This window comes from Methylobacterium aquaticum (assembly GCF_016804325.1).
Lineage (GTDB): Bacteria > Pseudomonadota > Alphaproteobacteria > Rhizobiales > Beijerinckiaceae > Methylobacterium > Methylobacterium aquaticum_C.
In genome coordinates, this window is record NZ_CP043627.1 from 3726923 (window position 1) to 3750980 (window position 24058).

Sequence of the window (24058 nt, forward strand, 5' to 3'; positions counted from 1 at the left end):
CCGAAGCCGTGGCGACCACGGGGGCGTCGGCGGCCCGCTCGCCGTCCGGCGGGGCGCCCCGGTCGAGGAGTTCCGGTCGCCAGGCGCACCGGACGGCAGGCCGCGTCGCGGTCGATCACGGCGTCCATCGGCGGCGGCCTCCCGCATCGGGCGGGCCAGACCGCCCCCGCATCCTTTGCCAATCTCTAACGAGTTCGCGGGACACTCGTCCACCGGAGTCCGGCAGGGTTGTGGAACATCCCCGGAACTCCCATCTAAGATGCTGATTTGCTTCGCCTTCCGCGCTTCACGCTGGTGCCCGGGGCGCAAATCGGCTAAGCCGTCCGGCAAGAGAGTGTGAGCCCGCGCGGGCCGCGACGAGAGACAGACCTTGGCAGAGAACGACCCGACCGGCGCTCCCCCGCCCGCGACCGACATCAAGCCCGTCTCGATCACCGACGAGATGCGCCAGTCCTACCTGGCCTACGCGATGAGCGTGATCGTCAGCCGGGCGCTGCCGGATGCGCGCGATGGCCTGAAGCCGGTTCACCGCCGCATCCTGTACTCCATGTACGAGAACGGCTACCTGCCGGACCGCAAGTACGTGAAGTCGGCGCGCATCGTCGGCGACGTGATGGGTCAGTATCACCCGCACGGCGACCAGTCGATCTACGACGCCCTCGTCCGCATGGCGCAGGATTTCGCCATGCGGCTGATGCTGGTCGACGGCCAGGGCAATTTCGGCTCGGTCGACGGCGACCCGCCGGCGGCGATGCGCTACACCGAATCGCGCCTCGCCAAGCCCTCGATGTCGCTGCTCGAGGACATCGACAAGGACACGGTCGACTTCAACCCGAACTACGACGAGTCGAAGGACGAGCCGGCGGTCCTGCCCGCCCGCTTCCCGAACCTCCTCGTCAACGGCGCCGGCGGCATCGCGGTCGGCATGGCGACCAACATCCCGCCGCACAATCTCGGCGAGGTGATCGACGGCTGCATCGCGCTGATCGACGATCCTGCGATCACCATCGAGGGCCTGAACGACATCATCCCGGGCCCGGACTTCCCGACCGGCGGCTCGATCCTCGGACGCTCTGGCACCCGCTCGGCCTACCTGACCGGCCGCGGCTCGGTCATCATGCGGGCGAAGTCCCACATCGAGGAGCTGCGCAAGGAGCGCGAGGCCCTGGTCTTCACCGAGATCCCGTATCAGGTGAACAAAGCCTCGCTGGTCGAGAAGATCGCCGACCTCGTGCGCGAGAAGCGCGTCGAGGGCATCGCGGATCTCCGCGACGAATCCGACCGCGACGGCATGCGGATCGTGGTCGAGCTGAAGCGCGACGCCGTCGCCGACGTGGTCTTGAACCAGCTCTACCGCTACACGCCGTTGCAGACGAGCTTCGGCTGCAACATGGTGGCGCTGAACGGCGGCCGGCCCGAACTGCTCAACCTCAAGGACCTGATCCAGGCCTTCATCGACTTCCGCGAGGAGGTCGTCTCCCGCCGCACCAAGTTCCTGTTGAACAAGGCGCGCGAGCGGGCCCACGTCCTGTGCGGTCTCGCCATCGCGGTCGCCAACATCGACGAGGTGATCCGGCTGATCCGCACCTCGCCGGATCCGAACTCGGCCCGCGAGGCCCTGATGGCCCGCGACTGGCCGGCCGAGGACATCGCGCCCCTGATCGCGCTCGTCGACGATCCGCGCCACCGCCTGCGCGAGGACGGCACCTACCGGCTGTCCGAGACCCAGGCCCGCGCCATCCTCGACCTGCGCCTGCAACGCCTGACCGCCCTCGGCCGCGACGAGATCGGCGACGAGCTGAAGCGGCTCGCCGACGAGATCGCCGACTACCTCGACATCCTGCGCTCGCGCGCCCGGATCATGGGCATCGTCAAGCACGAGCTGGCCGAGGTGCGGGCGGAATACGCGACCCCGCGCAGGACCGAGATCCTCGACTGGGATTCCAGCGTCGAGGACGAGGACCTGATCCAGCGCGAGGACATGGTCGTGACCGTGTCGCATGCCGGCTACATCAAGCGGGTGCCGCTCTCGACCTACCGGGCCCAGCGTCGCGGCGGCAAGGGCCGGGCCGGCATGTCGATGCGCGACGAGGATTTCGTCACCCGCCTCTTCGTCGCCAACACCCACACCCCGGTGCTGTTCTTCTCCTCGCAGGGCCAGGCCTACAAGGAGAAGGTGTGGCGGCTGCCGCTCGCGGCGCCGAACGCGCGCGGCAAGGCGCTCGTCAACATCCTGCCCCTCGACCAGGGCAAGGAGCGCATCACCACCATCATGCCGCTGCCCGAGGACGAGGCGTCCTGGGAAACGCTCGACGTGATGTTCGCGACCGCCAGCGGCAGCGTGCGGCGCAACAAGCTGTCCGACTTCGTGCAGGTCAACCGCAACGGCAAGATCGCCATGAAGCTCGACGAGGGCGACCACATCGTCCATGTCGAGATCTGCACGGAAGGAGACGACGTGCTGCTGACCACGGGCGCGGGCCAGTGCATCCGTTTCCCGGTCACCGACGTGCGGGTGTTCAAGGGCCGCGACTCGACCGGCGTGCGCGGCATCAACCTGGGCAAGGACGACAGGGTCATCTCGATGACGATCCTGCGCCACTTCGAGGCCTCGCCCGAGGAGCGCCAGGCCTACATGAAGCGCGCCAATGCCGACCGCCGCGCCACCGGCGAGGCGATCGAGCTGCCGGCGGCCCCCGAGCCCGAGGCCGAGGAGGCCGCGGCCTCGATCGACCTGGAGCAGGACCGCTACATCGCCATGGGCGCGGCGGAGCAGTTCGTCCTCACCCTGTCGGAGCGCGGCTACGGCAAGCGGACCTCGTCCTTCGAGTACCGGATCTCCGGCCGCGGCGGTAAGGGCATCAAGGCGATGGAGGTCAATGCCCGCAACGGCAGCCTCGTCGCCTCCTTCCCGGTCGAGACCAGCGACCAGATCATGCTGGTGACCGATGCCGGCAAGCTGATCCGCGTGCCGGTGGACGACATCCGGGTGGTCGGCCGCGCCTCGCAGGGCGTCACGGTGTTCAATACCGACAAGACCGAGAAGGTCGTGTCGGTCGAGCACATCGAAGGCGAGGGCGAGGCGGAAGTCGAGATCGACGGGGATGGCGGCGAGATCGAGGGGGTCTGATCGGGCCGTTTCACCGGCCTGACGAACGACCGCCGTGTCTGCGAGTGAGCCAGCTTGCAGATGCGGCGTTTCGTTTCGGGCGATGAACTCTGTTTGGCCTGTCTCGAAGCCGTCCGTGTCATGACATGCTCCGCCCCCCGGCCCCGGCAGGACGGCGAGTGCAATCCGCAACACGATAAGGTGCGGAATGCGGGCGCGGCGGCTGCCAAGCGTGAACCCTCCCCCCTTGTAGGCGAGCATGGTCACATAACGGGGTCGGCACGGTGCCTGTCGTCCGCTTCGCGGCCGGGGGCCGATCCCTGCTCAGGGGAGTCGGCTGCAGGATCTCGGCCTGTGTGAGTTTGGCGATCGTCGGCTCGCCGAAGGGGACCTTCCGTCTGTCACGATTGGTCGCGGGGCACCCCCCCCGCAGCGGGGGGAGGGTTCTTGCGGGACCGCCGGTCAGCGTCCGAACCGCTCCCCCCGCCCATGCGGCGCCTCGTAATCCACCACCGGCCCCACCGGCACGATCCCGGTCGGGTTGATGGTCGGGTGGCTCTCGTAATAGTGCCGCTTGATGTGGGTGAGGTTCACCGTCGGGGCGATGCCGGGGGTCTGGTAGAGGTCGCGCATGTAGGGCGCGAGGTTCGGGTAATCGGCGATCCGGCGCAGGTTGCACTTGAAGTGCCCGACATAGACCGGGTCGAACCGCACCAGCGTGGTGAACAACCGGATGTCGGCCTCGGTCAACGGAGCGCCCATCAGATAGCGCGAGCGGTCGAGACGGGCGTCGAGGGCGTCGAGTTCCTCGAAGAGCGCCGTCACCGCCTCCTCGTAGACCTCCTGCTTCGTCGCGAAGCCGGCCTTGTAGACGCCGTTATTGACCCGGTCGTAGACCCGCGCGTTCAGGGCATCGATCCCGGGCGCCAGGTCCGCCGGGTAGAGATCCGGGCCGGTCCCGCCGAAGGCGCCGTTCAGCATCCGGATGATCTCGGCCGACTCGTTCGATACGATCGTGTTCCGGACCTTGTCCCACAGGACCGGCACGGTGACCCGGCCGGTATAGTGCGGGTCGGCCCTCAGATAGACCTCGTAGAGCCGGGTCGCGCCGTTGACATGATCCGGCCCGGCACCCGGGCTGTCGCCGAATACCCAGCCCTCGGCACCCATCAGCGGATCGACCACCGAGACCGAGATCGCCTCGTCCAGCCCCTTGAGGGCCCGCACGATCAGCGTGCGGTGCGCCCAGGGGCAGGCGAGCGAGACGTAGAGGTGGTAGCGCCCTGACTCGGCCGGGAAGCCGCCCTCCCCGCTCGGGCCGGGCGCGCCGTCGGGCGTCACCCAGTTGCGGTAGACCGCATCCTTGCGCACGAAGCGCCCGCCGGTCTCCTTGGTGTCGTACCATTGGTCGTGCCAGACGCCGTCGACCAGAAGCCCCATCGCACCCTCCTCAAGCTCTGCCCGAAGGTGGGGCGTCCGTTCCGCGCCGCAATGGCCGTCGCTCAGGTCGCGTCCCGGGGCGGGAGAGCCCGCGCCCCTTCCGCCTCCACGTCGAAGCGATCGGTCGGCACGCGCGCCAGGAAGCGTTCGGCCACCTCGACCAGCAGCAGGTGCGGGCGCACCCGCTCGACATAGGCCCAGTCGAGATTCGACGACCAGACGAAGTGCAGCTCGCGAAAGCTCTCGGCCAAGAGCCCGGTCAGGAAGATCGGGTGGAAATGCGAGCAGGAATCGCCGAACAGCATCAGGGTCCGGGGATCGGCGGCCGGGCTGTCGTTGCGGAAGACGACGTGGGCGCCGACATGGAGATCGGCGGCGGTGCCGCGCGCCTCATGCGCCTCCACCAGCGGGTTGGCGAAGACCCGCACGGCGTCGCGCTGCATCTCGTAGACCCGCATCGTCTCGCGACGGGGCGGATCGAGCTTGGCGCCGAGATCGCGCACGCCGTCATGGTCGTGGAACGGCCGGCTCGCGAGATCGGGCGGCGGCACGGCGCCCATCGCCCGCATGATCTCGCCATAGGCCAGCCGGCAGCCCTCCTGGCTCCAATGGGTATCGGTGCGCAGATACAACGGCGGCTCGGCGTCCCGCGCCGCCCGCAACGGGCCGACGAGGTCGATCCAGGCCCGCGCCGCGGGCGAGAGGGCGAGGCGCGCGCCGAGGCGGCGGGCCGGCGACAGGGCGGGATCGAGGGAGAGCCCGTCGAGGCGGTCGTCGTAGATGCTCAGCTTCTCCGGCACCACGACGTGGAAGGCGCGCGTCCCCAGGGCGGCGGCCCGGGCGGTGCGGGCCTCGATCAGCCGGCGCCAGCGCCACAGCCGCCAGGCGACCGGCAGGCTCGCCCGGTATTGCTGCCGCACCCGGTTGGTGCCGCCGGTCAGGAAGAGCCATCCGTCCCGGCCGAGATGGACCATGTCGGTGCTGTCGCGCATGCGGGGCGTGTAGCGGGAAGTGACCGAGCTGAACAGCGCCGCCGATCCTGGCCGTTCCGCCCTGGCCATTCCGGTCCCGCGCGCCATTTCGCCGGGAGCATGCCGCAACAGCCCCTGATCCTCACCCTGGAGCTCGACGAGGACGCCTTCGCGGAGTTCGACGGCCAGCGCCGCCGCCACTTCCCGGCCGCCCTCAACAAGATTCCGGCCCACGTCACGCTCTTCCACCACCTGCCGGGCGAGGAGGAGCGCGGCATCGTCGAGACGCTGGCCGCGGAGATGCGGGCGGAAGGCCCGATCCCGATCGAGGTCGCGTCCTTGCGCTTCATCGGCCGCGGCGTCGCCTACGGGCTGGAATCCCCCCGCCTCTCGGCCCTGCGCGGTCGCCTCGCCGCCCATTTCGAACACTGGCTGACGCCGCAGGACCGGCAGGGCTACCGGCCCCACGTCACGGTGCAGAACAAGGTCGCGCCCGAGGAGGCGCGGGCGCTCCACCGCGAGCTCGAGGCCGGCTTCGTGCCCCGGGAGATCACCGGCACCGGGCTCCTGCTCTGGCGCTATCTCGGCGGGCCGTGGGAAGCCCGCGGCCGGTTTCCGTGCGGGGGCGCCTGATGGTCCAGATTCCGTTCCAGAACCACGCCACGGCGGTGTGGCGGCGCCTGCGCCTCAACGAGATCGGGCCGCTCGCCTCGCTGCTCGCCGTCAGCCTGTTCGGCTTCGGATTCTTCAAGCTCGCCGACGAGATCCGCGAGGGCGGCTCGTTCGGCTTCGACGATCGCCTCCTGCTGGCGCTCCGGGTGCCGGGCGACCTCGCCCAGCCGATCGGGCCGTCCTGGCTGCCCGAGACGATGCGGGACATCACCGCCTTCGGCAGCGTGTTCGGCATCGTCTACGTCACGGCCTGCGTGGTCCTGTACCTGGCGATCACGGCGCGGCGGCGCGCCGCCCTGTTCGTGGTGGTCGCGATCGGCGGCGGCGAATTGCTGTCGACGGGGCTCAAGCTGTTCTTCCGCCGTCCCCGGCCCGACCTGGTGCCGCACGGCATGGAGACCTTCACGGCGAGCTTCCCGAGCGGCCACGCCATGCTGTCGGCCATCGCCTACCTGACCCTGGCGATCCTGCTCGCCCGGGTCGAGCGTTCGGGCAAGGTCAAAGCCTTCGTGATGGGGCTGGGCGTCGTCACCACGCTGCTCGTCGGCATCAGCCGGATCTATCTCGGGGTGCATTGGCCGAGCGACGTGCTCGCCGGCTGGTGCATCGGCGCCGCCTGGGCGTCCCTGTGCTGGTTCGTCGCCCTCCAGCTCCAGCGGCAGGCGGTGGTCGAGGCGCCGGATCCGCCGCCGCCGGCGTGATCCCCCGGCAGCCCTGCCCTCCCGCCGACCCGCTTGCGCCCCGCCCCGCCCTCCCCTAGCCAAGCGGGGGAGACGAGCGGGAGGACAGGCCGTGACTTACGAGAACATCCGGGTCGAGACGCGCGGGCGGGTGGCGCTCGTCACCCTGCACCGTCCGGCGGCGCTGAACGCCCTGTGCAACGCGCTGATCGCCGAGCTGAACCACGCGCTGGACGGCTACGAGCGCGACGACGGCATCGGCTGCATCGTCATCACCGGCTCGGAGAAGGCCTTCGCCGCCGGCGCCGACATCCGCGAGATGCAGGACCGGACCCATCCCGAATTCTACATGGCCGACCCGTTCGGCGAGTGGGACAAGGTCGGGCGGCGCCGCAAGCCGATCATCGCCGCGGTGGCGGGCTACGCGCTCGGCGGCGGCTGCGAGCTGGCGCTGATGTGCGACTTCATCCTCGCCGCCGACACCGCCAGGTTCGGCCAGCCCGAGATCAAGCTCGGCGTCATCCCGGGCGCCGGCGGCACCCAGCGCCTCACCCGCGCCGTCGGCAAGGCCAAGGCGATGGAGCTCTGCCTCACCGGCCGGATGATGGATGCCGCGGAAGCCGAGCGCTCCGGCCTCGTCGCCCGCATCGTCCCGGCGGCCGAGCTGCTCGACGAGGCGTTGAAGACGGCCGAGACCATCGCGTCGATGTCGCTGCCCGCCGTGATGGTGGCCAAGGAGAGCATCGACCGCGCCTTCGAGACCACGCTGACCGAGGGCATCCGCTACGAGCGCCGGGTGTTCTACGGGCTGTTTGCCACCCACGACCAGAAGGAAGGCATGACGGCCTTCGTCGAGAAGCGTAAGCCCAACTTCGAGAACCGCTGACATGAGCGTCACTTACGCCGACGTCGAGGCCGCCGCCGGCCGCATCGACGGCATCGCCCACCGCACCCCGGTGCTCACCTCCCGCACGGCCGACGCCCGGACCGGCGCCACCCTGTTCTTCAAGGCCGAGCCGCTGCAGCGGGCCGGCGCCTTCAAGTTCCGGGGCGCCTGCAACGCCATCGCGGCGCTCTCGGCAGAGCAGCGGCGCCGCGGGGTGCTGGCCTTCTCGTCGGGCAACCACGCCCAGGCGATCGCCTATGCCGGCGCGCTCCAGGGCGTGCCGACCGTGATCGTGATGCCGCACGACGCCCCCGCCATCAAGGTCGCGGCGACCCGCGGCTACGGCGCCGAGATCGTGACTTACGATCGCTACAAGGAGGACCGCGAGGCGGTGAGCCGGCGGCTCGCCGAGGAGCGCGGCCTGTCGATGATCCCGCCCTACGACCATCCGGACGTGATCGCCGGACAGGGCACGGCGGTGAAGGAGCTGATCGAGGAGGTCGGCCCCCTCGACGTGCTGCTCGTCTGCCTCGGCGGCGGTGGCTTGCTCGCTGGCTCCTGCCTCGCGGCCCGGGCCCTGTCGCCGGAGGTCGAGATCTGGGGCGTCGAGCCGGAGGCCGGCAATGACGGCCAGCAATCGCTCGCCAAGGGCGAGGTGGTGCGGATCCCGGTCCCGGTCTCGATCGCCGACGGGGCGCTGACGACGCATCTCGGCCAGCACACCTTCCCGATCATCCGGCGCGAGGCCGCCGGCATCGTGACGGCGACGGATGCGCAGCTCGTTTCCGCCATGCGGTTCTTCGTCGAGCGGATGAAGCTCGTGGTCGAGCCGACCGGGTGTCTTGCCGCCGCGGCCGCCTTCGAGGGCGCGGTGCCGGTGAAGGGCAAGCGCGTCGGCGTGATCCTGTCGGGCGGCAACGTCGACCCGGCGGCGCTGGGCCGCCATCTCGCCGCATGAGTGCGGCGACCCCGGAGGAGCTGTTCGCGTTCCTCGACGGCCTCGGGATCGCGCATGCCACCGTGGAGCACGTGCCCGTGCACACGGTGGCGGAATCCCGCGACCTCAAGGCCGGGATGCCGGGCGGGCATTCCAAGAACCTCTTCCTCAAGGACAAGGACGGACGGCTGTTCCTGGTCGTCGCCGAGGCCGAGGCGCGGATCGACCTCAAGCGCCTGCACGGGCCGATCGGCGCCCGCGGCCGGCTGTCCTTCGGCTCGCCGGACCTGCTCCATGAGCGGCTCGGCGTGCGCCCCGGCTCGGTGACGCCGTTCGGGCTCATCAACGACCGCGACGGCACCGTCGCGGTGATCCTCGATGCCGGGCTGATGGCGCACGATCCGGTGAACTTTCACCCGCTCCACAACGGCGCCACCACGGCGGTCGCACCGGGCGACCTGATCCGCTTCCTGGAGGCGACCGGGCATCCGCCCCGGGTGATGGCGCTGCCGGAGCCGGCGGACGAGCCTGGTTGAATGCAATTTTCATCCAAATCACAACCTCATCCTGAGGTGCGGCTGAAACGAGCCTCGAAGGAGGCCTCCAGATAGCGCTGAGACTTCTGAAGCCCTCCTTCGAGGTTAGTCGATCTTCGATCGACTAACACCTCAGGATGAGGTGAATGGATGGGATTTGCCGTCCCTCTCCACGCAATCGATCGGAAAATATTTTTAAGGCAGCACCACCACCTTGGTCCCCACCTTCACGCGGTCGTAGAGGTCGATCACGTCCCGGTTGGTCATGCGGATGCAGCCCGACGACACCGCCGCCCCGATCGTCTCGGGCTCGTTCGAGCCGTGGATGCGGTAGAGCGACGAGCCGAGATAGAGCGCACGCGCCCCGAGCGGGTTGTCGTTGCCGCCGGCCATGTAGCGCGGCAGGTCGGGCCGGCGCTTGATCATCTGCTCCGGCGGGCGCCAGGCCGGCCATTCCTTCTTCATCGTCACGGTCTTGGTGCCGGACCAGGAGAAGCCCTCGCGGCCGACGCCGACGCCGTACTGGACCGCCTCCTGGTTCGGCAGGATGTAGTAGAGCCGGCGCTGGCTGGTCGAGATCACCACGGTGCCGGGCTTGTAGGGGCTGTTCCAGCCGATGGTCTGGCGCGGCACGCCCTGCTGGCGGAAGACCGTGAGGAAGTCGGCGATCGGCCCGCGGTCGAGGAGGCTGATGGCCTGGGCCGGAACGGCGAGGGCCAGGAGGGCGGCGGCTGCCAGGATCGGCTTCGCGAATCTCGGTCTCATGAAGCGCCGCGGCGCGGTCTGACGGGTCATCGTCCCCTCCCGTTCGGTTAACGTCGAACGGGTTGGCCGCCGGGCTGTGGCGAAAACAGGGCGGAAACAATCGCCGGCCGGCCCGTGGTGCATCCGCGCCACAGGACGCGTGGCACGATCCGGTCGCCACGGCGCCGTCGGCGGGCAATGCCGGCCCCGTTGAAATGTTGCGGCTCTGTCGGGCGCACGGGACTCGCGGCGCCGGAGGCCGGTTGCCGCCGAGCGGTCATCCACCCGTGCCGCCTCACGTCTTCGGCCTGCGACCCGCGCGATCCGGAAACGCGAAAGTAATTCCACGCGTTTCATTTTCGAATCTTGCCGAATTCGAGCCAGAACATCCTCTCGCTCTTCCGCTGAGCCGGAGGCGCATGGCGGCGCGCCCGCCGAAGCCGCGCCCGTCCGGGCGCGGTGGCCCCCGGGCGGCAGGCGGGGCGTCAGCCCCGCAGCGTCAGGGTGCCGAGATCGCCCAAGCCCCCTTCCGGCAAAAGGCCGCGCAGGGTGGCCGTCAGGGAATAGCCGGAGCCGGTGCGCTCGATCTCGTAGAGATGGTAGCCGGCGCAGTGCTTGAGCGCCCCGCCCCGCGCCGAGGCCGAGGGGGCGCCGATCACCGGCACCCGCCGCCCGCCCGGGGCCATCACGAAGGCGACCGAGCCGACATGGTTGTGGCCGTGCAGCACGAGGTCGGCGCCGACCCGGCCGATCATCGCCTCGAAGGCATGGGCGTCGGTGAGGTTGCGCCCCGCCTTGGCGCCGCCGACATGCGGCGGATGGTGGATCATCACCACCCGGCACGGCCGCTCGGGCTCGGCGGCGAGGTCGGCCAGCATCCGCTCGGCGGCCCGGATCTGGTCGGAGCCGAGGCGCCCGGTCGCCACGAAGGGCGCGGTCGGGATCGCCGAGGACAGCCCGACCAGCGCCAGGGGGCCGCGCCGGCGCAGGTAGGGAAACGCCTTGTCGCGGCCGGCATCGTCCCGGGTCCAGGGGGCCACCGCGGTGAGGAGCCCCTTCAGCGAGCCGCGGACATAGGCGTCGTGGTTGCCGGGCACGAAGCTGACGAAGCCGGGCTCGCCCAACCCCTCCATGAAGGTGCGGGCGGTCTCCCACTCGCTCGGCAGGCCGATGTTGCACAGGTCGCCGGTGCAGGCGATGTGGTCGGGGGCGCTGGCGCGCAGGTCGGCCACCAGGGCGGCCAGGATCTCCATGTCGTGGGTGAGCTTGCGGCCGCGGCTCCAGTTGACCCAGCCGGTGGCGCGCTTGCTCATCAGCTGGCGCAGGCGCGGGCGGGGGAGCGGCCCGACATGGGGGTCGGTGAGGTGGGCGAGGCGGAACGTCATCGAGGGCAGGAACGCATGAGAGAGGATCAGGTCCGCTGCAGAGATGTCGCGGCCGGTCTCCCGTAGCAGCGGACCGGGCCCTCACGCATCCCTTCCGGCCCATCGCCTTCAGGTTCGTGGCAGACCACGCAGAGCTTGTTGCCGTCGAGATCGCGAAAATACGCGCCGTAATAGGCCGGATGGTAGTGCGGCCGCAGCCCGGGCTTTCCCTCGCAGGTGCCGCCCGCCGCGAGCGCCAGGGCGTGGCAGCGATCGACGCTCGCCCGGGAGCGGGCCGTCAGCGCGGTCATGGGACCGTTGCCCGGATCGGGCGCCTGTCCGTTCCAGGGGCGGCCGACGATCAGCAGGGGCCGGTCGGCATCCCGCGGCATCCAGCCGGCCCACCCGTTCTCCGGCTCGTGGAAGCGGAGCTTCAGGCCCAGCTCGTCGAACAAGGCGGCGTAGAAGGGAAAGGCGCGGGCGAGGTCGGCGGTGCCGAGGCAGACATGCGAGATGACGCTCATGACCGGCGGCTCCTCATCGGCTCAGATCCCCGCGTACATCCGCCCCGGATTGAACAGGCCGGCGGGGTCGTGCGCGGCCTTGAGACCGGCGGTGATCCGCATCAAGGGCTCGGACAGGGGCTCGAAGACCGGCACCGCCGCCCGGACGGAGTCGGGCGCCCGCACCAGCGTCGCATGGCCGGCGCCGCCGAGGGCCGCGCGGATGTCGGCCGCGCCCGCATCGCCGGTCGCCGGCGTCGCGAGCCAGACGAGGCCGCCGCCCCAATCGTAGAAGAAGCGCGCGGGCCGGGCCGCCGCGACGGCGGCGGTGACGGCAGGACCGCGGCCCGGTGCCGTCGAGAGGCGCCACACCGCCTCGTCGCTGCCGGCGAAGGGCAGCACGTCGCGCACCCTGCGCCACAGGACGGCGGCCGGCTCGCCCTCGCTCGTGTCGGGGGCGCCGAAGCCGCGCAGCAGGCGGGTCAGCTGGCCGAGGCGGTAATCGACCGAGGCGGAGAATCCCTCGATGCGCAGGAGCGTGCGGGCCGGGCCGTCGATCCCCTCGGGCAGATGGGCCGCGCCGGTGATCTCGAAGGGCGAGCCGAGGGCGAGGCTCATCGCCTCGACGGCGCGGGCGTCGTCGAGGCCGGCGAGCACCAGGGTGGCGGTCCGCTCGGGCACGGGCAGCACCTTGAAGGTGACTTCCGTGAGGAAGCCGAGCGTCCCCCAGGAGCCGGCCATCAGCTTGACGAGGTCGAGGCCGGTGACGTTCTTCATCACCCGCCCGCCGGACTTCACCGCCTCGCCGCGCCCGTTGACGAAGCGCACGCCGATCAGGCTGTCGCGGGCGGCGCCCCCGGCGATCCGCCGCGGCCCCGAGATGTTGCCGGCCGCGATCGCGCCGATCGTCGGCTCGCCGGTGGTGCCCAGCAGCGCGCGGTGGTCCATCGGCTCGAAGGGCAGCATCTGGCCGCCCTCGGCGAGCCGCGCCTCGACCTCGGCGAGCGGCGTGCCGGCCCGGGCCGCGATGACCAGCTCGGCCGGCTCGTACAGGGTGATGCCGGTCAGCCCCGCGGCCGAGAGCGTCGCTTCATCCTGCGCCGGCCGCCCGATCCCCGCCCGGGTGCCGCCGCCGACGAGCCGCAGCCGCTCACGCCGCGCCGCCGCCGCGCCGATCAGGGTGGCGGCCTCCGCCTCGCTGTTGGGCTGGTAGATGCTCATCGCGGGCTCACTCGGGCAGGGGCCGCGCCCGGAGGCACGGGGGATGGGGCGCGGATCATTGCGGGCAACCGGGACGGGTTGCAAGCGGGGCGGCGTCAGGTCAGGTCGATGCCGAACCGATCGGCCACATCTCGCAGGAGGCTGTCCGTCTCATCGATCAACGAAGCCAGTTCGTCCGGAGAGGGTGCGGCCGGAACGCGACCGGTCGGCGTGGGATAACGATAGCTCGTGGCGTATGACGCCAAGTGCTCGATCTTGCGAAAGCGCGCCTTGTACGCGTTGGCATCGGGCAGAAGGTCGACCATCAGGTCGATTCTGTGTGCGACGTTTCGGTGGACGTGGATGCCTTCGGCGGTGAGGACCGCCTTCACGATCTTCTCTGCGGCTTGGGAACAGAGATACGGCGCGTTGCGGGATCGGACGCCTGCAAGAATGCGTGCATCGGCGAGATCCGATGCCGCAATCCGCAACAGAGCAGCATTGGCCCTATCGGCCGACATTCAGACGAATGCCTTCCTGGGCCAGCACATATCCGATCGTGTTCGGCACCCCCCAGACCGCATCGAGGTCTCCCCGCGTCGCCGTCAGCACGTCCGCCCGGATTCCGCTGTCGCGCTGGAGGCGCCAGCCGAAGACTGGATCGAGCAGGGCCTCGTCGGCATCGTCGGGGAGGACGACCAGCAAATCCCAATCGCTGTCGACCCGCGCCTCGCCCCGGGCGCGGCTTCCGAACAGCCAGATGTCGAGGGGAGCGGCGTCCCGGATGATGCGGGACACGAGCAGCCTCAAGGCGTCCGGAACCTCGGCGTGACGGGGGATGGCAGTCATGCGAACCTCAGGTCCGATCGTGCGCCGGGACCGGGCGGGCCGCAAGCCCCTACGCCGCCGGCACCGCGCGCCCGAACCGCGCGAGCACCGCCGCCCGCAGGCCCGCGATGTCGAAGCACCAGACCAGCGCCCCGTAGACCAGGCCGCCGACGACGACGCAGGCCGGCAGGGCGAGCCAGGGATCGAGCCCGCGCAAGGGCAGGATCGCGACGGTCATCGCGGCGGTGGCGAGCAGGACGGCGAGCGGGTCGCGCCAGGGCATCCGCAGGCGGCCCGGCCCGGTCAGCGCACGAAACCCGAGGAACAGCATGGCGGCGAGGAAGCCCAGCGATTGCGCCGCGGCGATGCCGTGGGGGCCGAAGGGTTTGGCCAGCGCGAGGGCCGCCCCGAAATTGACCAGAGCCCCGACGAGACCCGCGGCCACGAGCGGCAGGGTGCGGCGGCGGATCTGGAAGACCGGATTGAGGGCGAAGTTCATCACCGCCAGGGCGACGAGGCCCGGGATCAGCAGGAGCGTGTAATCGACGAAATGGCCGCGATAGGCCGCCGGCACCGCGATCGCATCCAGGGCCGGGGCCACGGCCCAGAGGCCGGCGGCGCTCGGCAGGAGCAGCGCCAGGACCACGCTGCCGTTGCGGGCGACCTGCTCCTCGCCGGCCTCGTGGCCGTGGGTCTCGGCGGCGAGCACGGCGATCTGGAACAGCAGCAGGTCGAGGGCGGCGCCGAGCGTGGTGAAGATCCGCCCGCCGATATCCGCGGCGAGGGAGAAGTAGCCGGCCTCGGCGAAGCCGGCCGCGCCGGCAACCGCCCAGCGGTTGGCGAAGGGCATGAGCTGGTAGACCACGTTGGCGGCGACCACCGGCAGGCCGTAGGCCATGAAACGGCGCAGGGCCTCGCGGCGGCGGGCTCCGTCATGGGGGATGGGCGGGTCCGCCAGCGCGCGTCGGATGAGGAGGGCGGCGAGGAGCTGGCTCAGGCCCGCGGCGAGCATCACCGCGCTTGCATCCGCGGTCACCCAGGCGGTGCCGACCATCAGCACGAGGGCGAGGCCGTTCTTGATCAGGACGAGGCGCAGGTACAACCCGCCGACGAAGCGGGCCCGGGCCAAGGCCGCCTGGTAATCGAACAGCCCGATGCCCACCGCCGCCCCGGCCGCGGCCGCGGCGAGCAGGGCCGGCTCGCCGACGAGGGGCCGGCCGGCCAAGGCCAGCAGCGCTGCCCCGGCGAGGCCGAGCGCCGTCGCCGCGTAGGCCCGGTCGAGCATGGCGCGGATCCAGGGCTCGGTCTCCCGGACGCGGGCGGAATAGAAGCGGGTGGCCGACAGGCGCAGCCACTCGAACAGCATGATGCTCAGCACCACGGCGCCGGCGGTGCCGAGGGCGAAGCGGCCGAAATCCGCCGGCCCGAGGATCTGCGCGATGAGCAGGCCGAGGGCCAGGTTCAGGACCGCATTGACCACGAAGGCCGCGATGACCGCCATTGGGGTGGATGCTCGTTCGAGGGGCCGGCGAGAGGGTGTGGTTGGGCGCGATGCGATGGGAGAACGGCTCGAGGATGGAGCGGAGGTTCCGCCCGCCCTCCTCCGAAGAGGAGGGTGCCCCACTGCGAGTGCGAAGCACTCGTGCTGGGGCGGGAGAGGGGAACCACGCTTCCGGATACGGCAGAACCGTTCCGAGTGGCGCCCCTGGATCGGCGTCGCGCTGCCCCTCTCGGCGGGACTTCGTCCCGCTGCGCTCGCTTACGCTCGCCACCCTCCCCCGCAGAGGGGGGAGGGAGAAACCCGCGCGATCCGTCAGAATGCAGGTGAGCGGAAGCCCTACCCCACCGCCCGCGCCGCCGGCCGCTCCCGCGCCACCTCCCCTGCCACCGCGCGATACACCCGCTCCAGCCCGTCGAGGTGACGGTCCAGGGTCAGCGGATCGGCCCAGAACAGGTCGTAGGCCGCCCGCCCCATCCGCAATGCCGTCGCGTCGTTGGTCAGATGACCCATGGCGTCGGCGAGCGAACGCGGATCGTTGGAGCGGAACCACAATCCGCTCTCGCCGTGGCGCACCGCCTCGCGGCCGGCGCAGACGTCGCTGACGAGGACCGGCGTGCCGAGCGCCAGCGACTCGAGCACCGTGAGCGGCTGGCCCTCGTACCAGACCGAGGGAAAGACCAGGGCACGGGCGCCGCGCAGGACCTGCTTTACCTGGTCCGGGTTCTGCCAGCCGAGGAAGGAGGCGTCCGGGTAGCGCGCCTCCAGCTCCGCCCGGGCCGGCCCGTCCCCGGCGAAGACCGCCCGGGCCCCGGCGAGCCGCGCGGCCTCGGCGAAGATTCCTGGCCCCTTCTCGGGCGAGAGCCGGCCGACGAACACGAAGTCGCCCGGCGGGCCTGCCCGGTGGCCGAGGGGCGCGACGTCGACCGGGTTCGGCACGTCGTGATAGCGGGTGGTCGCGGGAAGGTAGGGCGCCAGCACCTCGCGCTGGAGCCGGCTGATGGTGATCATCGCGTCGATGCCCTGGACGAGGCCGGTGCGGCGCATCAGGGCGTGGCGGGCGACCCGCAGGAGCTTGCGCGGATAGGTGCGCGAATCGCAATTGTGGGCGAGGCAGGCCGGCCCGTTCGGCACCCGGTGGCAGGACGCCGCGACGGGATAATCGTAGAAGCCGCCATTCGGGCAGGCGAGGTAATATTCGTGGGCGGTGTAGACCACCGGGGCTGCCGTGCCCCGCAGCACCGGCCCGATCGAGGGCGACAGGGCCTTGGCCCAGGCATGGACGTGGACCACCGTGTCGCGCGGGTCGGATTCGCCGATGACCTCCTGCAGCCGGGCGGCGGCGGGCGCGTTCCACAGCCACTGCACGCCGAAGCGCGCGAGCGAACGGGCCTGCGTCACGTCGGTCTGGTCGAGCAGGACCGTGCGGATCCCGGCCGCCGCGAGCCGCGGATCGGCCGGGCCGACGGCGGCGAACAGCACGACCTCGTGGCCGCGCCGCGACAGCCCGAGCGCGCTCTCCAGCGACACCTTGGCCTGGCCGCCATTGATGTAGGCGTGGTCGGCGACGAGGATGATTCTCACCGCCGCCCCCGCTCGGGCTGGGCGGGCCCCTCATGCAGCATCGGTCGGGCTTCCTTCGGGCGACGCGGATCGGGTTCGAGGATGGAGCGGACCCCTTAAGGAAACGCATCGGGCTTCGATCGCCGCCGGCCCTTGCGCCGCGGGCTTGGCCAGGCCATCCGGCTTAGACCATGCGCCCCAGCCCCTCCCCCGCCTCCGCGATCCTGCTCGCCGCCCTCGGCATCGGGCTCCTGTCCCTGATGGACGCCACCATCAAGGGGCTGTCCGACCGCTACGGCGTCACCGGCATCGCCTTTTCCCGCTACGTCGTCGGCACGATCGTGATGGCGGCCGTGCTGGCGGTCTTGCGCCCCGGCTGGCCCTCCGCCGAGACCTGGCGCACCAACGGCCTGCGGGCCGTGCTGGTGGTGGTGACGGCGCTCTGCTTCTTCCACGGCCTGTCGGTGCTGCCGCTCGCCGAGGCGCTGGCGCTGTCGTTCCTGAGCCCGATCTTCATCGCGCTGTTCGCCGCGCTCCTGCTGCGCGAACGGGTGCGCCCGCCCGTCTGGGCCGGCCTCGTCGTCGGCTTCCTCGGCGTCGGGATCGTGGTGGCGGGCCAGGTCGGCACGGACGAACCGCGGGCAGCGGGCTCCGCCTGGGGCATCGCCGCCATCCTGGCCTCGGCGCTCACCTACGCGCTCTCGATGGTGCTGCTGCGCGCCCGCGCCCGCCACGACCCGGTGGTGACCATCGTGGCGATCCAGAATGCCGGCCCCGCGGCGATGCTGGCCGTGCCCGCGGCCTGGACCTGGACGCCGGTGGCCGCACCCGACTGGGCGCTCCTCGTTCTCGTCGGCGTGCTCGGCGTCGCGGGCCACCTCGTGCTCAGCCGCGCCTATGCGAAGGCCGAGGCCTCGCGGCTCGCCGCGATGGAATACACAGCCCTCCTCTGGGCGATCGGCCTCGGCTACCTCGCCTTCGGGGAGGTCCCGGGGGTCGCGACGCTCGCCGGCGCCGGCCTGATCCTCGCCGGGTCGGCGCTGGCGGCGCGGCGGTGAGCGGGGGTGGCGCATGGAGCCTAGCAGAGTGCATTGCCAGAGGCTTCTCTCGATCAATCCAAAATATATTTAATATACTCAATCTTTCGATTCGAATCGATTCGCCGATCATGTCAATATAAAAATGCGTCAATAATTGAAAATAAAATAACTACCTTGCGTCACTCTGGCGTGTCGCCTACCTATCCCGAGCCGGTCGGCGAAGCAATTCCTGCCGGAATGTCAGCATGTATTTCTGATATTGGGAGATATACGATGCCCGTGATTGTCTCGACGGATGAGAAGATCCTCTTCCTAAACCAATCGGGGAGCGCCACCTTTCAGGGTGCCATCGACCAGGCCCAGGCAAGCCAAAAGGCACTCTTCGTCGGCCCCGGCGTTTATCCGATCGCGGGCATTTCGATTAGCGGTAGCATTGCAATTTCTGCAATGCCGGGCACCGTGACATTCCAATCGAGCGGAAACACGTCGTTCTACATCACGATCGCACCGGCCTCTTCGGGCCGAATCTCCGACGTTACACTGAGAGGCATGACGTTTGATGGCGTCGATAAAGCATTCGACATAGGCACCCAACCCGGCCTCATTCGTGCGCGCAACGTCGATCGTCTGCTAATCGAAAATTGCTTCATCGGGCGCTCGACACAATCAGGAATCGACCTCAAGTCGGTTGCCGGAAAGATTCACGGCAATGAATTTTACGATTGCAGGACTGCCGTCCTTGCCGAAGACTCGGCGGGACTTGAAGTATCTAGCAATTACATTCGGGACACGAAGGACAACGGGATCGTTGTCCAGCGAATATCACCGTCCTACGATGGAACGATCATCAGCAGAAATCGCATCTTCACTGTCGACAATGCGACCGGTGGCTCCGGGCAATTCGGGAATGCGATCTTCGCCGTTCAGGCCTTCAACGTCGTCGTCGATTCGAATGTGACAAACGGGACGAATTTTTCCGGCATTCGTCTGAATACATGCAGCGACTCACAGGTCAGCGGCAACAACATCATGAATGCAAGGGAAACCGCGCTCTTCGTGGAAGCGCCCGATCCGTCGGTTCCTGGATATCAAGGTGTGACGGTGACTGGAAACGTCCTCGATACGGTCGGCCGCGGGATCTGCGCCGTCAATCCGGAATACGGCGGGCGGCAAGTCATCGTCTCGAACAACATCGTCAGAAACGTCATTGCCAACACGTTCGATCAGTGGTTGACGCCTGACCGGGATCCGACGAAGCAGTACACGGTGACCACGCAAGCGACGGGGATCACCGGCGAGGGGGCCGATATAGTCATCGCCAGCAATGTCGTCGAGGATTGTCAGGGACCGGGGCTCGTCGTGACCCCGCTGGGCAGTTATGATCCCTCGGCTGGCCATGTCCGGGATCAGAACTCTGTTGCCATCATTGCCGCGAACAACATCGTCAAGAATACGCCGATCTCAATCGGATATTCCGCGCGCGACTATCGTGGATATGCCGAGATAGCAGAAAATATCGTCATCGGAGCGACCAATGGAGGTGTCGTTCAAGTCGAAGCTACACCTAACCCGTCCCCCCTTCTCCCGCTCGACAACCAGTTCGGTCCCTATGTCCGCGTCAGCGGCTCGGCCGACATGGCCGGGACGACGACTCCCATCACCGACAAAATTTCCTTCAGCCGGAACAAGTCGGTGCCGGCGACCAGCTAGCCGGTCGAGCTTGGTAGTCTGTATAACATCGATCCATGAATCGTAAAGCTTACTGAATTGCGCCCGCAGCAGTCATAGAAATGATTGCTGCGGGACGATTTCGAGATCGATTGCCTGATCGTGATCAGACGATATGGAGTTCTCACTCCGTCAAGCGGATCCGGCACGACACTCTTCAGCGGTGCGCCACTCAAAACCACCCCTTCAGCTTGAAGTAGACAGCCGGGGCGAGCGCGCTCAGTCCGATGATCGCGAGCCCGTAGGGATAGCCCCAGGCCCAGTCCAGCTCCGGCATGTGCTTGAAGTTCATGCCGTAGACCGAGGCCATCAAGGTCGGCGGGATGCCGATCACTGAGACCACGGTGAGCACCCGGAAGGTGTTGTTCTGCTCCATGTTGATGAGACCGAGGGTGGCGTCGAGCAGGAACTGCACCGTCTCGGAGAGCCGGGTCTCGAACTCGTCGAGGGAGGCGACGTCGAGGCGCAGGCTCTCGAAGCGGGCCTTCTCCTCGGGCTTCAACCAGCCCTCCGCCTCGCCGGCGACGTAGGGCAGGATGCGGCCCAGCCCGAGCAGCGAGGCGCGCAGCTTCGCCAGGGCCTTGCCGCGCCGGCCGATGGCACGGAGCAGGCGCCGCAGGGCGAGGTCGCGGCGCTTCGGCGCCGCCCCCTCGCGCCGGCCGTTTCCGTTGGCGCTGGTGTCGAAGGTGAAGATCCGGGTCGAGAGCGAATCGAGTTCGTCGCTCATCGTCTCGAGGGTGTCGGCCATGCGGTCGATCAGTTCCTCGTTGAGCGCCAGGAAGGTCTCGACGCTGGAGGCCGGCCCGTCCCGCTCGGCTTGGCGCTCCTTCACGGTGTCGAAGGCGGCGAGCGGCTGGAACCGGACCGTCAACAGCCGCTCCGGCGTCAGCACGAAGCCGAGGGGACGGATTGTCAGGTCGTCGTCGCGGAACGAGATCATCGGGGTGCTGAGATAGAAGGCGTCCTTGCGCCGGTTGAGCCGGCGGGAATTCTGCACCTCGCTCAGCGCCGCGCGGGACGGGACCTTGAGCCCGGTCGCGGTCTCCGCCAAGGCCGTCTCGGTGTCGCTCGGATCCTCGAGGTCGAGCCAGGTGCCGTGGGCCGGCAGGGGATGGGCCGCGCAGGCATGCCCCTCGGCGACGACGCCCTCGGCGCCGTGAAGCGTGATCATGACCGGATGGGCTCCTGCACGACGGGAGGCCCCGTCGGAATTGTGCCGTGCGCGCCACAGGCCAGCGCCTTGACTCGGGTCCGCGGCCCGATTATCTCCACGCCAGCCTTAGCACTCACCTCATGGGAGTGCTAATGCCCGGGTTGGGCAGGTGGCTTCGGCGCCAGCACCAACCGCAATGCGTTCTGCGAAGCAAGAGGGCAGCACATGCAATTCCGTCCGCTGCACGACCGTGTCGTCGTCCGTCGCATCGAGAGCGAGGAGAAGACCAAGGGCGGCATCATCATCCCGGATTCCGCCAAGGAGAAGCCGCAAGAGGGCGAGATCGTCGCCGTCGGCCCCGGCGCCCGCGACGAGTCCGGCAAGCTGAACCCGCTCGACGTCAAGGCCGGCGACCGCGTCCTGTTCGGCAAGTGGTCGGGCACCGAGGTCAAGATCGACGGCCAGGACCTCCTCATCATGAAGGAGTCCGACATCATGGGCGTGCTGGCGTAACCGCCACCTCCCGCGATGCCCCCAAGCCTGACGGCGGCGCCCCGACCGGGAGCTGACGCCGGACGGCTTTCCCCTGCAACACCGATCGATAGTGAGGATTCACCATGGCAGCGAAAGACGTTCGTTTCGCCTCCGACGCCCGCGAGAAGATGCTGCGCGGCGTCGACATCCTGGCGGATGCGGTGAAGGTCACGCTCGGCCCGAAGGGCCGCAACGTCGTGATCGAGAAGAGCTTCGGCGCCCCGCGGATCACCAAGGACGGCGTGACCGTCGCCAAGGAGATCGAGCTCGCCGACAAGTTCGAGAACATGGGCGCCCAGATGGTGCGCGAAGTGGCCTCGAAGACCAACGACATCGCGGGTGACGGCACCACCACCGCCACCGTGCTGGCCCAGGCGATCGTCCGCGAGGGCGCCAAGTACGTCGCCGCCGGCATGAACCCGATGGACCTGAAGCGCGGCATCGACCTCGCCACCCAGGCCGCCGTGAAGGACATCCAGAGCCGCGCCAAGAAGGTGTCGGCCTCGGAGGAGATCGCCCAGGTCGGCACGATCTCGGCCAACGGCGACAAGGACATCGGCGAGATGATCGCCCATGCCATGCAGAAGGTCGGCAACGAGGGCGTGATCACGGTCGAGGAGGCGAAGACCGCCGAGACCGAGCTCGACGTCGTCGAGGGCATGCAGTTCGACCGCGGCTACCTCTCCCCGTACTTCATCACGAATGCGGAGAAGATGATCGCCGAGCTCGAGGACCCCTACATCCTCATCCACGAGAAGAAGCTGTCGTCGCTCCAGGCGATGCTGCCGGTGCTCGAGGCCGTCGTCCAGACCGGCAAGCCGCTGCTGATCGTCGCCGAGGACATCGAGGGCGAGGCTCTGGCCACCCTGGTCGTCAACAAGCTGCGCGGCGGCCTGAAGGTCGCGGCCGTGAAGGCGCCGGGCTTCGGTGACCGTCGCAAGGCCATGCTCGAGGACATCGCGATCCTGACCCAGGGTCAGATGATCGCCGAGGACCTCGGCATCAAGCTCGAGAACGTGACCCTCCCGATGCTCGGCCGCGCCAAGCGCGTCCGCATCGAGAAGGAGAACACCACGATCATCGACGGCGCCGGCGAGAAGTCGGACATCGAGGCCCGCGTCCAGCAGATCAAGGCGCAGATCGAGGAGACCACCTCGGACTACGACCGCGAGAAGCTCCAGGAGCGTCTGGCCAAGCTCGCGGGCGGCGTCGCGGTGATCCGCGTCGGCGGCGCGACCGAGGTCGAGGTCAAGGAGAAGAAGGACCGCGTCGACGACGCCCTCCACGCCACCCGCGCGGCGGTCGAGGAAGGCATCGTCCCCGGCGGCGGCACCGCGCTCCTGCGTGCCAAGAAGGCCGTGGCCGCTCTCACCAGCGACAACGCCGACGTCCAGGCCGGCATCAAGATCGTGCTGAAGGCGCTTGAGGCCCCGATCCGCCAGATCGCCGGCAATGCCGGCGTCGAGGGCTCGATCGTGGTCGGCAAGATCACCGACAAGGGCGACTCGGAGACCTACGGCTTCAACGCCCAGACCGAAGAGTACGTCGACATGATCCAGGCCGGCATCGTCGACCCGGCCAAGGTCGTGCGCACCGCCCTGCAGGACGCCGCTTCGGTGGCCGGCCTGCTGGTGACGACCGAGGCGATGGTCGCCGACGCCCCGAAGAAGGAGAGCGCTGCTCCGGCGATGCCGGGCGGCGGCATGGGCGGCATGGACTTCTAAGTCCAGCCAACCAGTCCTGAGAAGACGGGAGGGGGTCGCCGAAAGGCGGCCCCTTTTCCGTTGGGGGGCTCCGCACGCTTGCGATGTACGTCTGTTTGACGTACGTTTTAATGGACGGAGGCAGTAATGACGGCAGCGACGCGCAGGGAGGGCCAAGCGGCCCGGGATGAGCGGCTGGGTTTCCGCATCGACGAGGAGACCAAAGCACTGATCGAGCGCGCGGCTAAGCTCGAGCGACGGAAAGTGACGGATTTCTGCTTGACCGCCCTCGCGGAAGCGGCTCGCCGCACCATCGCCGAACACGAGACACTCGTCCTATCGGACCGTGACCGCGCCGTCTTCTTCGACACGCTCATCAATCCGCCGCGTGCGAACGAGAAGCTTCGGACAGCCTTCGCGGAACACGCGCGCCGCGTCGCGCGGTGAACGGGTGACATGTCGCTGCCGGACTTGCGCATCGGCCTGCTCGACGACGGGCACGACAGAACTTCGTTCTCGTCGGGCGTCGCCGACCTCGATCGCTATCTCCATACCCAGGCGAAGCAGGACCTCCGCCGAAAGGCGAACGCAGTCTTCGTTCTCAGCGCGGACGACGCGCCGAACCGCATTCTCGGCTACTACACACTCTGTGCGCTCGCCGTGGCGCAGGGAGACGTTCCGCCCGCAGCCCGCAAGCATGTCCCGCGATATCCGCTCGTCAGCGCGACGCTGATCGGTCGACTGGCCGTCGACCGCGATGCGCAGGGCCGTGGGCTCGGCTCCATTCTGGTAGCGGATGCTCTCCAACGTGCCTACGCGAGTGCCGGAACGGTGGGCTCGTCGATGATCGTCGTGGACGCGCTGAACGACGCCATCGTAAGCTTCTACGAAGCCTACGGTTTCGTACGTCTTCCGGAGTCGCTCAGGCTGATTCTGCCGATGGTCCTGGCAAGCAAAGTCGCGCCCTGA

At 69.1% G+C, this 24058-nt stretch carries 23 protein-coding genes; 12 read left to right on the plus strand and 11 right to left on the minus strand.

All coding sequences use genetic code 11. The annotated features are described in order from the left end of the window. The first annotated feature begins 370 nt into the window (after positions 1-370). Entirely contained in the window at positions 371-3130 is a 2760-nt protein-coding gene (gyrA, locus tag F1D61_RS16890) for a DNA gyrase subunit A (protein WP_203152851.1), read from the plus strand. Between the two features lie 441 nt (positions 3131-3571). Here gyrA and F1D61_RS16895 read toward each other — a convergent pair whose 3' ends face one another. Together F1D61_RS16895 and F1D61_RS16900 are read right to left on the minus strand one after the other, a co-directional pair. Next, positions 3572-4549, minus strand: coding sequence for a glutathione S-transferase family protein (locus F1D61_RS16895; RefSeq protein WP_203152852.1), 978 nt, complete (start codon positions 4547-4549; stop codon positions 3572-3574). Between the two features lie 62 nt (positions 4550-4611). Beyond that, positions 4612-5541 carry an alginate O-acetyltransferase AlgX-related protein gene (locus tag F1D61_RS16900; RefSeq protein WP_203152853.1) on the minus strand — a complete coding sequence of 310 codons (930 nt, stop codon included), beginning with the start codon at positions 5539-5541 and terminating at the stop codon, positions 4612-4614. Between the two features lie 99 nt (positions 5542-5640). Here F1D61_RS16900 and F1D61_RS16905 point away from each other — a divergent pair, with 99 nt between their 5' ends. From F1D61_RS16905 to F1D61_RS16925, 5 genes are all read left to right on the plus strand, one after another. Then, on the plus strand, positions 5641-6153 hold the full coding sequence (locus tag F1D61_RS16905; protein WP_203152854.1) for a 2'-5' RNA ligase family protein: 513 nt from the start codon (positions 5641-5643) through the stop codon (positions 6151-6153). Then, positions 6153-6893, plus strand: a complete 741-nt coding sequence (locus tag F1D61_RS16910) for a phosphatase PAP2 family protein (protein ID WP_203152855.1) — start codon at positions 6153-6155, stop codon at positions 6891-6893. Before F1D61_RS16905 ends, F1D61_RS16910 begins: the two co-directional genes overlap by 1 nt. A gap of 91 nt (positions 6894-6984) precedes the next feature. Continuing rightward, a complete protein-coding gene (locus tag F1D61_RS16915; RefSeq protein ID WP_203152856.1) occupies positions 6985-7758 on the plus strand; it encodes an enoyl-CoA hydratase in 774 nt (257 codons plus the stop codon). A gap of 1 nt (position 7759) precedes the next feature. Further along, entirely contained in the window at positions 7760-8716 is a 957-nt protein-coding gene (locus F1D61_RS16920; protein WP_203152857.1) for a threo-3-hydroxy-L-aspartate ammonia-lyase, read from the plus strand. Next, positions 8713-9231, plus strand: a complete 519-nt coding sequence (locus F1D61_RS16925) for a prolyl-tRNA synthetase associated domain-containing protein (RefSeq protein ID WP_203152858.1) — start codon at positions 8713-8715, stop codon at positions 9229-9231. The genes F1D61_RS16920 and F1D61_RS16925 overlap by 4 nt, the downstream gene beginning before the upstream one ends. A gap of 195 nt (positions 9232-9426) precedes the next feature. Here the strand turns inward: F1D61_RS16925 and F1D61_RS16930 are convergent, their stop codons facing one another. From F1D61_RS16930 to F1D61_RS16965, 8 genes are all read right to left on the minus strand, one after another. After that, the gene (locus F1D61_RS16930; protein WP_432443142.1) at positions 9427-10026 is read right to left on the minus strand and encodes a L,D-transpeptidase; all 600 of its coding nucleotides are present in this window, start codon (positions 10024-10026) and stop codon (positions 9427-9429) included. Positions 10027-10460: 434 nt separating this feature from the next. Continuing rightward, a complete protein-coding gene (locus F1D61_RS16935) occupies positions 10461-11360 on the minus strand; it encodes a metallophosphoesterase family protein (RefSeq protein ID WP_203152859.1) in 900 nt (299 codons plus the stop codon). A 26-nt stretch (positions 11361-11386) separates the two neighbouring features. Next, the gene (locus F1D61_RS16940) at positions 11387-11863 is read right to left on the minus strand and encodes a VOC family protein (RefSeq protein ID WP_203152860.1); all 477 of its coding nucleotides are present in this window, start codon (positions 11861-11863) and stop codon (positions 11387-11389) included. Between the two features lie 21 nt (positions 11864-11884). Beyond that, the gene (locus F1D61_RS16945) at positions 11885-13063 is read right to left on the minus strand and encodes an FAD-binding protein (RefSeq protein ID WP_203152861.1); all 1179 of its coding nucleotides are present in this window, start codon (positions 13061-13063) and stop codon (positions 11885-11887) included. Positions 13064-13158: 95 nt separating this feature from the next. Beyond that, on the minus strand, positions 13159-13563 hold the full coding sequence (locus tag F1D61_RS16950; protein ID WP_203152862.1) for a HEPN domain-containing protein: 405 nt from the start codon (positions 13561-13563) through the stop codon (positions 13159-13161). Beyond that, entirely contained in the window at positions 13550-13891 is a 342-nt protein-coding gene (locus F1D61_RS16955; RefSeq protein WP_203152863.1) for a nucleotidyltransferase domain-containing protein, read from the minus strand. Before F1D61_RS16955 ends, F1D61_RS16950 begins: the two co-directional genes overlap by 14 nt. 49 nt (positions 13892-13940) lie before the next feature. Beyond that, positions 13941-15371 carry a lipopolysaccharide biosynthesis protein gene (locus tag F1D61_RS16960; RefSeq protein WP_203152864.1) on the minus strand — a complete coding sequence of 477 codons (1431 nt, stop codon included), beginning with the start codon at positions 15369-15371 and terminating at the stop codon, positions 13941-13943. Positions 15372-15707: 336 nt separating this feature from the next. Beyond that, positions 15708-16952 carry a glycosyltransferase family 4 protein gene (locus tag F1D61_RS16965; RefSeq protein ID WP_203152865.1) on the minus strand — a complete coding sequence of 415 codons (1245 nt, stop codon included), beginning with the start codon at positions 16950-16952 and terminating at the stop codon, positions 15708-15710. Positions 16953-17122: 170 nt separating this feature from the next. Between F1D61_RS16965 and F1D61_RS16970 the strand changes: the two genes are divergently transcribed. Continuing rightward, complete coding sequence (locus F1D61_RS16970; protein ID WP_203152866.1) at positions 17123-17989, plus strand: DMT family transporter; 867 nt, start codon at positions 17123-17125, stop codon at positions 17987-17989. A 255-nt stretch (positions 17990-18244) separates the two neighbouring features. Then, the gene (locus tag F1D61_RS16975) at positions 18245-19681 is read left to right on the plus strand and encodes a TIGR03808 family TAT-translocated repetitive protein (protein ID WP_203152867.1); all 1437 of its coding nucleotides are present in this window, start codon (positions 18245-18247) and stop codon (positions 19679-19681) included. Between the two features lie 190 nt (positions 19682-19871). On the opposite strand, the gene F1D61_RS16980 is transcribed toward F1D61_RS16975, so the two are convergent. Continuing rightward, positions 19872-20870: a magnesium transporter CorA family protein gene (locus F1D61_RS16980; protein ID WP_203152868.1), complete on the minus strand. Its 999-nt coding sequence runs from the start codon at positions 20868-20870 to the stop codon at positions 19872-19874. A gap of 207 nt (positions 20871-21077) precedes the next feature. Here F1D61_RS16980 and groES point away from each other — a divergent pair, with 207 nt between their 5' ends. The 4 genes from groES to F1D61_RS17000 all read left to right on the plus strand — a co-directional run bounded on the left by groES (position 21078) and on the right by F1D61_RS17000 (position 24058). Continuing rightward, positions 21078-21365: a co-chaperone GroES gene (groES, locus tag F1D61_RS16985; protein WP_203152869.1), complete on the plus strand. Its 288-nt coding sequence runs from the start codon at positions 21078-21080 to the stop codon at positions 21363-21365. 104 nt (positions 21366-21469) lie between these two features. Further along, positions 21470-23110, plus strand: a complete 1641-nt coding sequence (gene groL, locus F1D61_RS16990) for a chaperonin GroEL (protein ID WP_060850024.1) — start codon at positions 21470-21472, stop codon at positions 23108-23110. 126 nt (positions 23111-23236) lie between these two features. After that, positions 23237-23536 (plus strand): DUF1778 domain-containing protein, encoded by a 300-nt coding sequence (locus tag F1D61_RS16995; protein ID WP_203152870.1) that lies wholly within the window; start codon positions 23237-23239, stop codon positions 23534-23536. Between the two features lie 9 nt (positions 23537-23545). Further along, complete coding sequence (locus F1D61_RS17000) at positions 23546-24058, plus strand: GNAT family N-acetyltransferase (RefSeq protein WP_203152871.1); 513 nt, start codon at positions 23546-23548, stop codon at positions 24056-24058.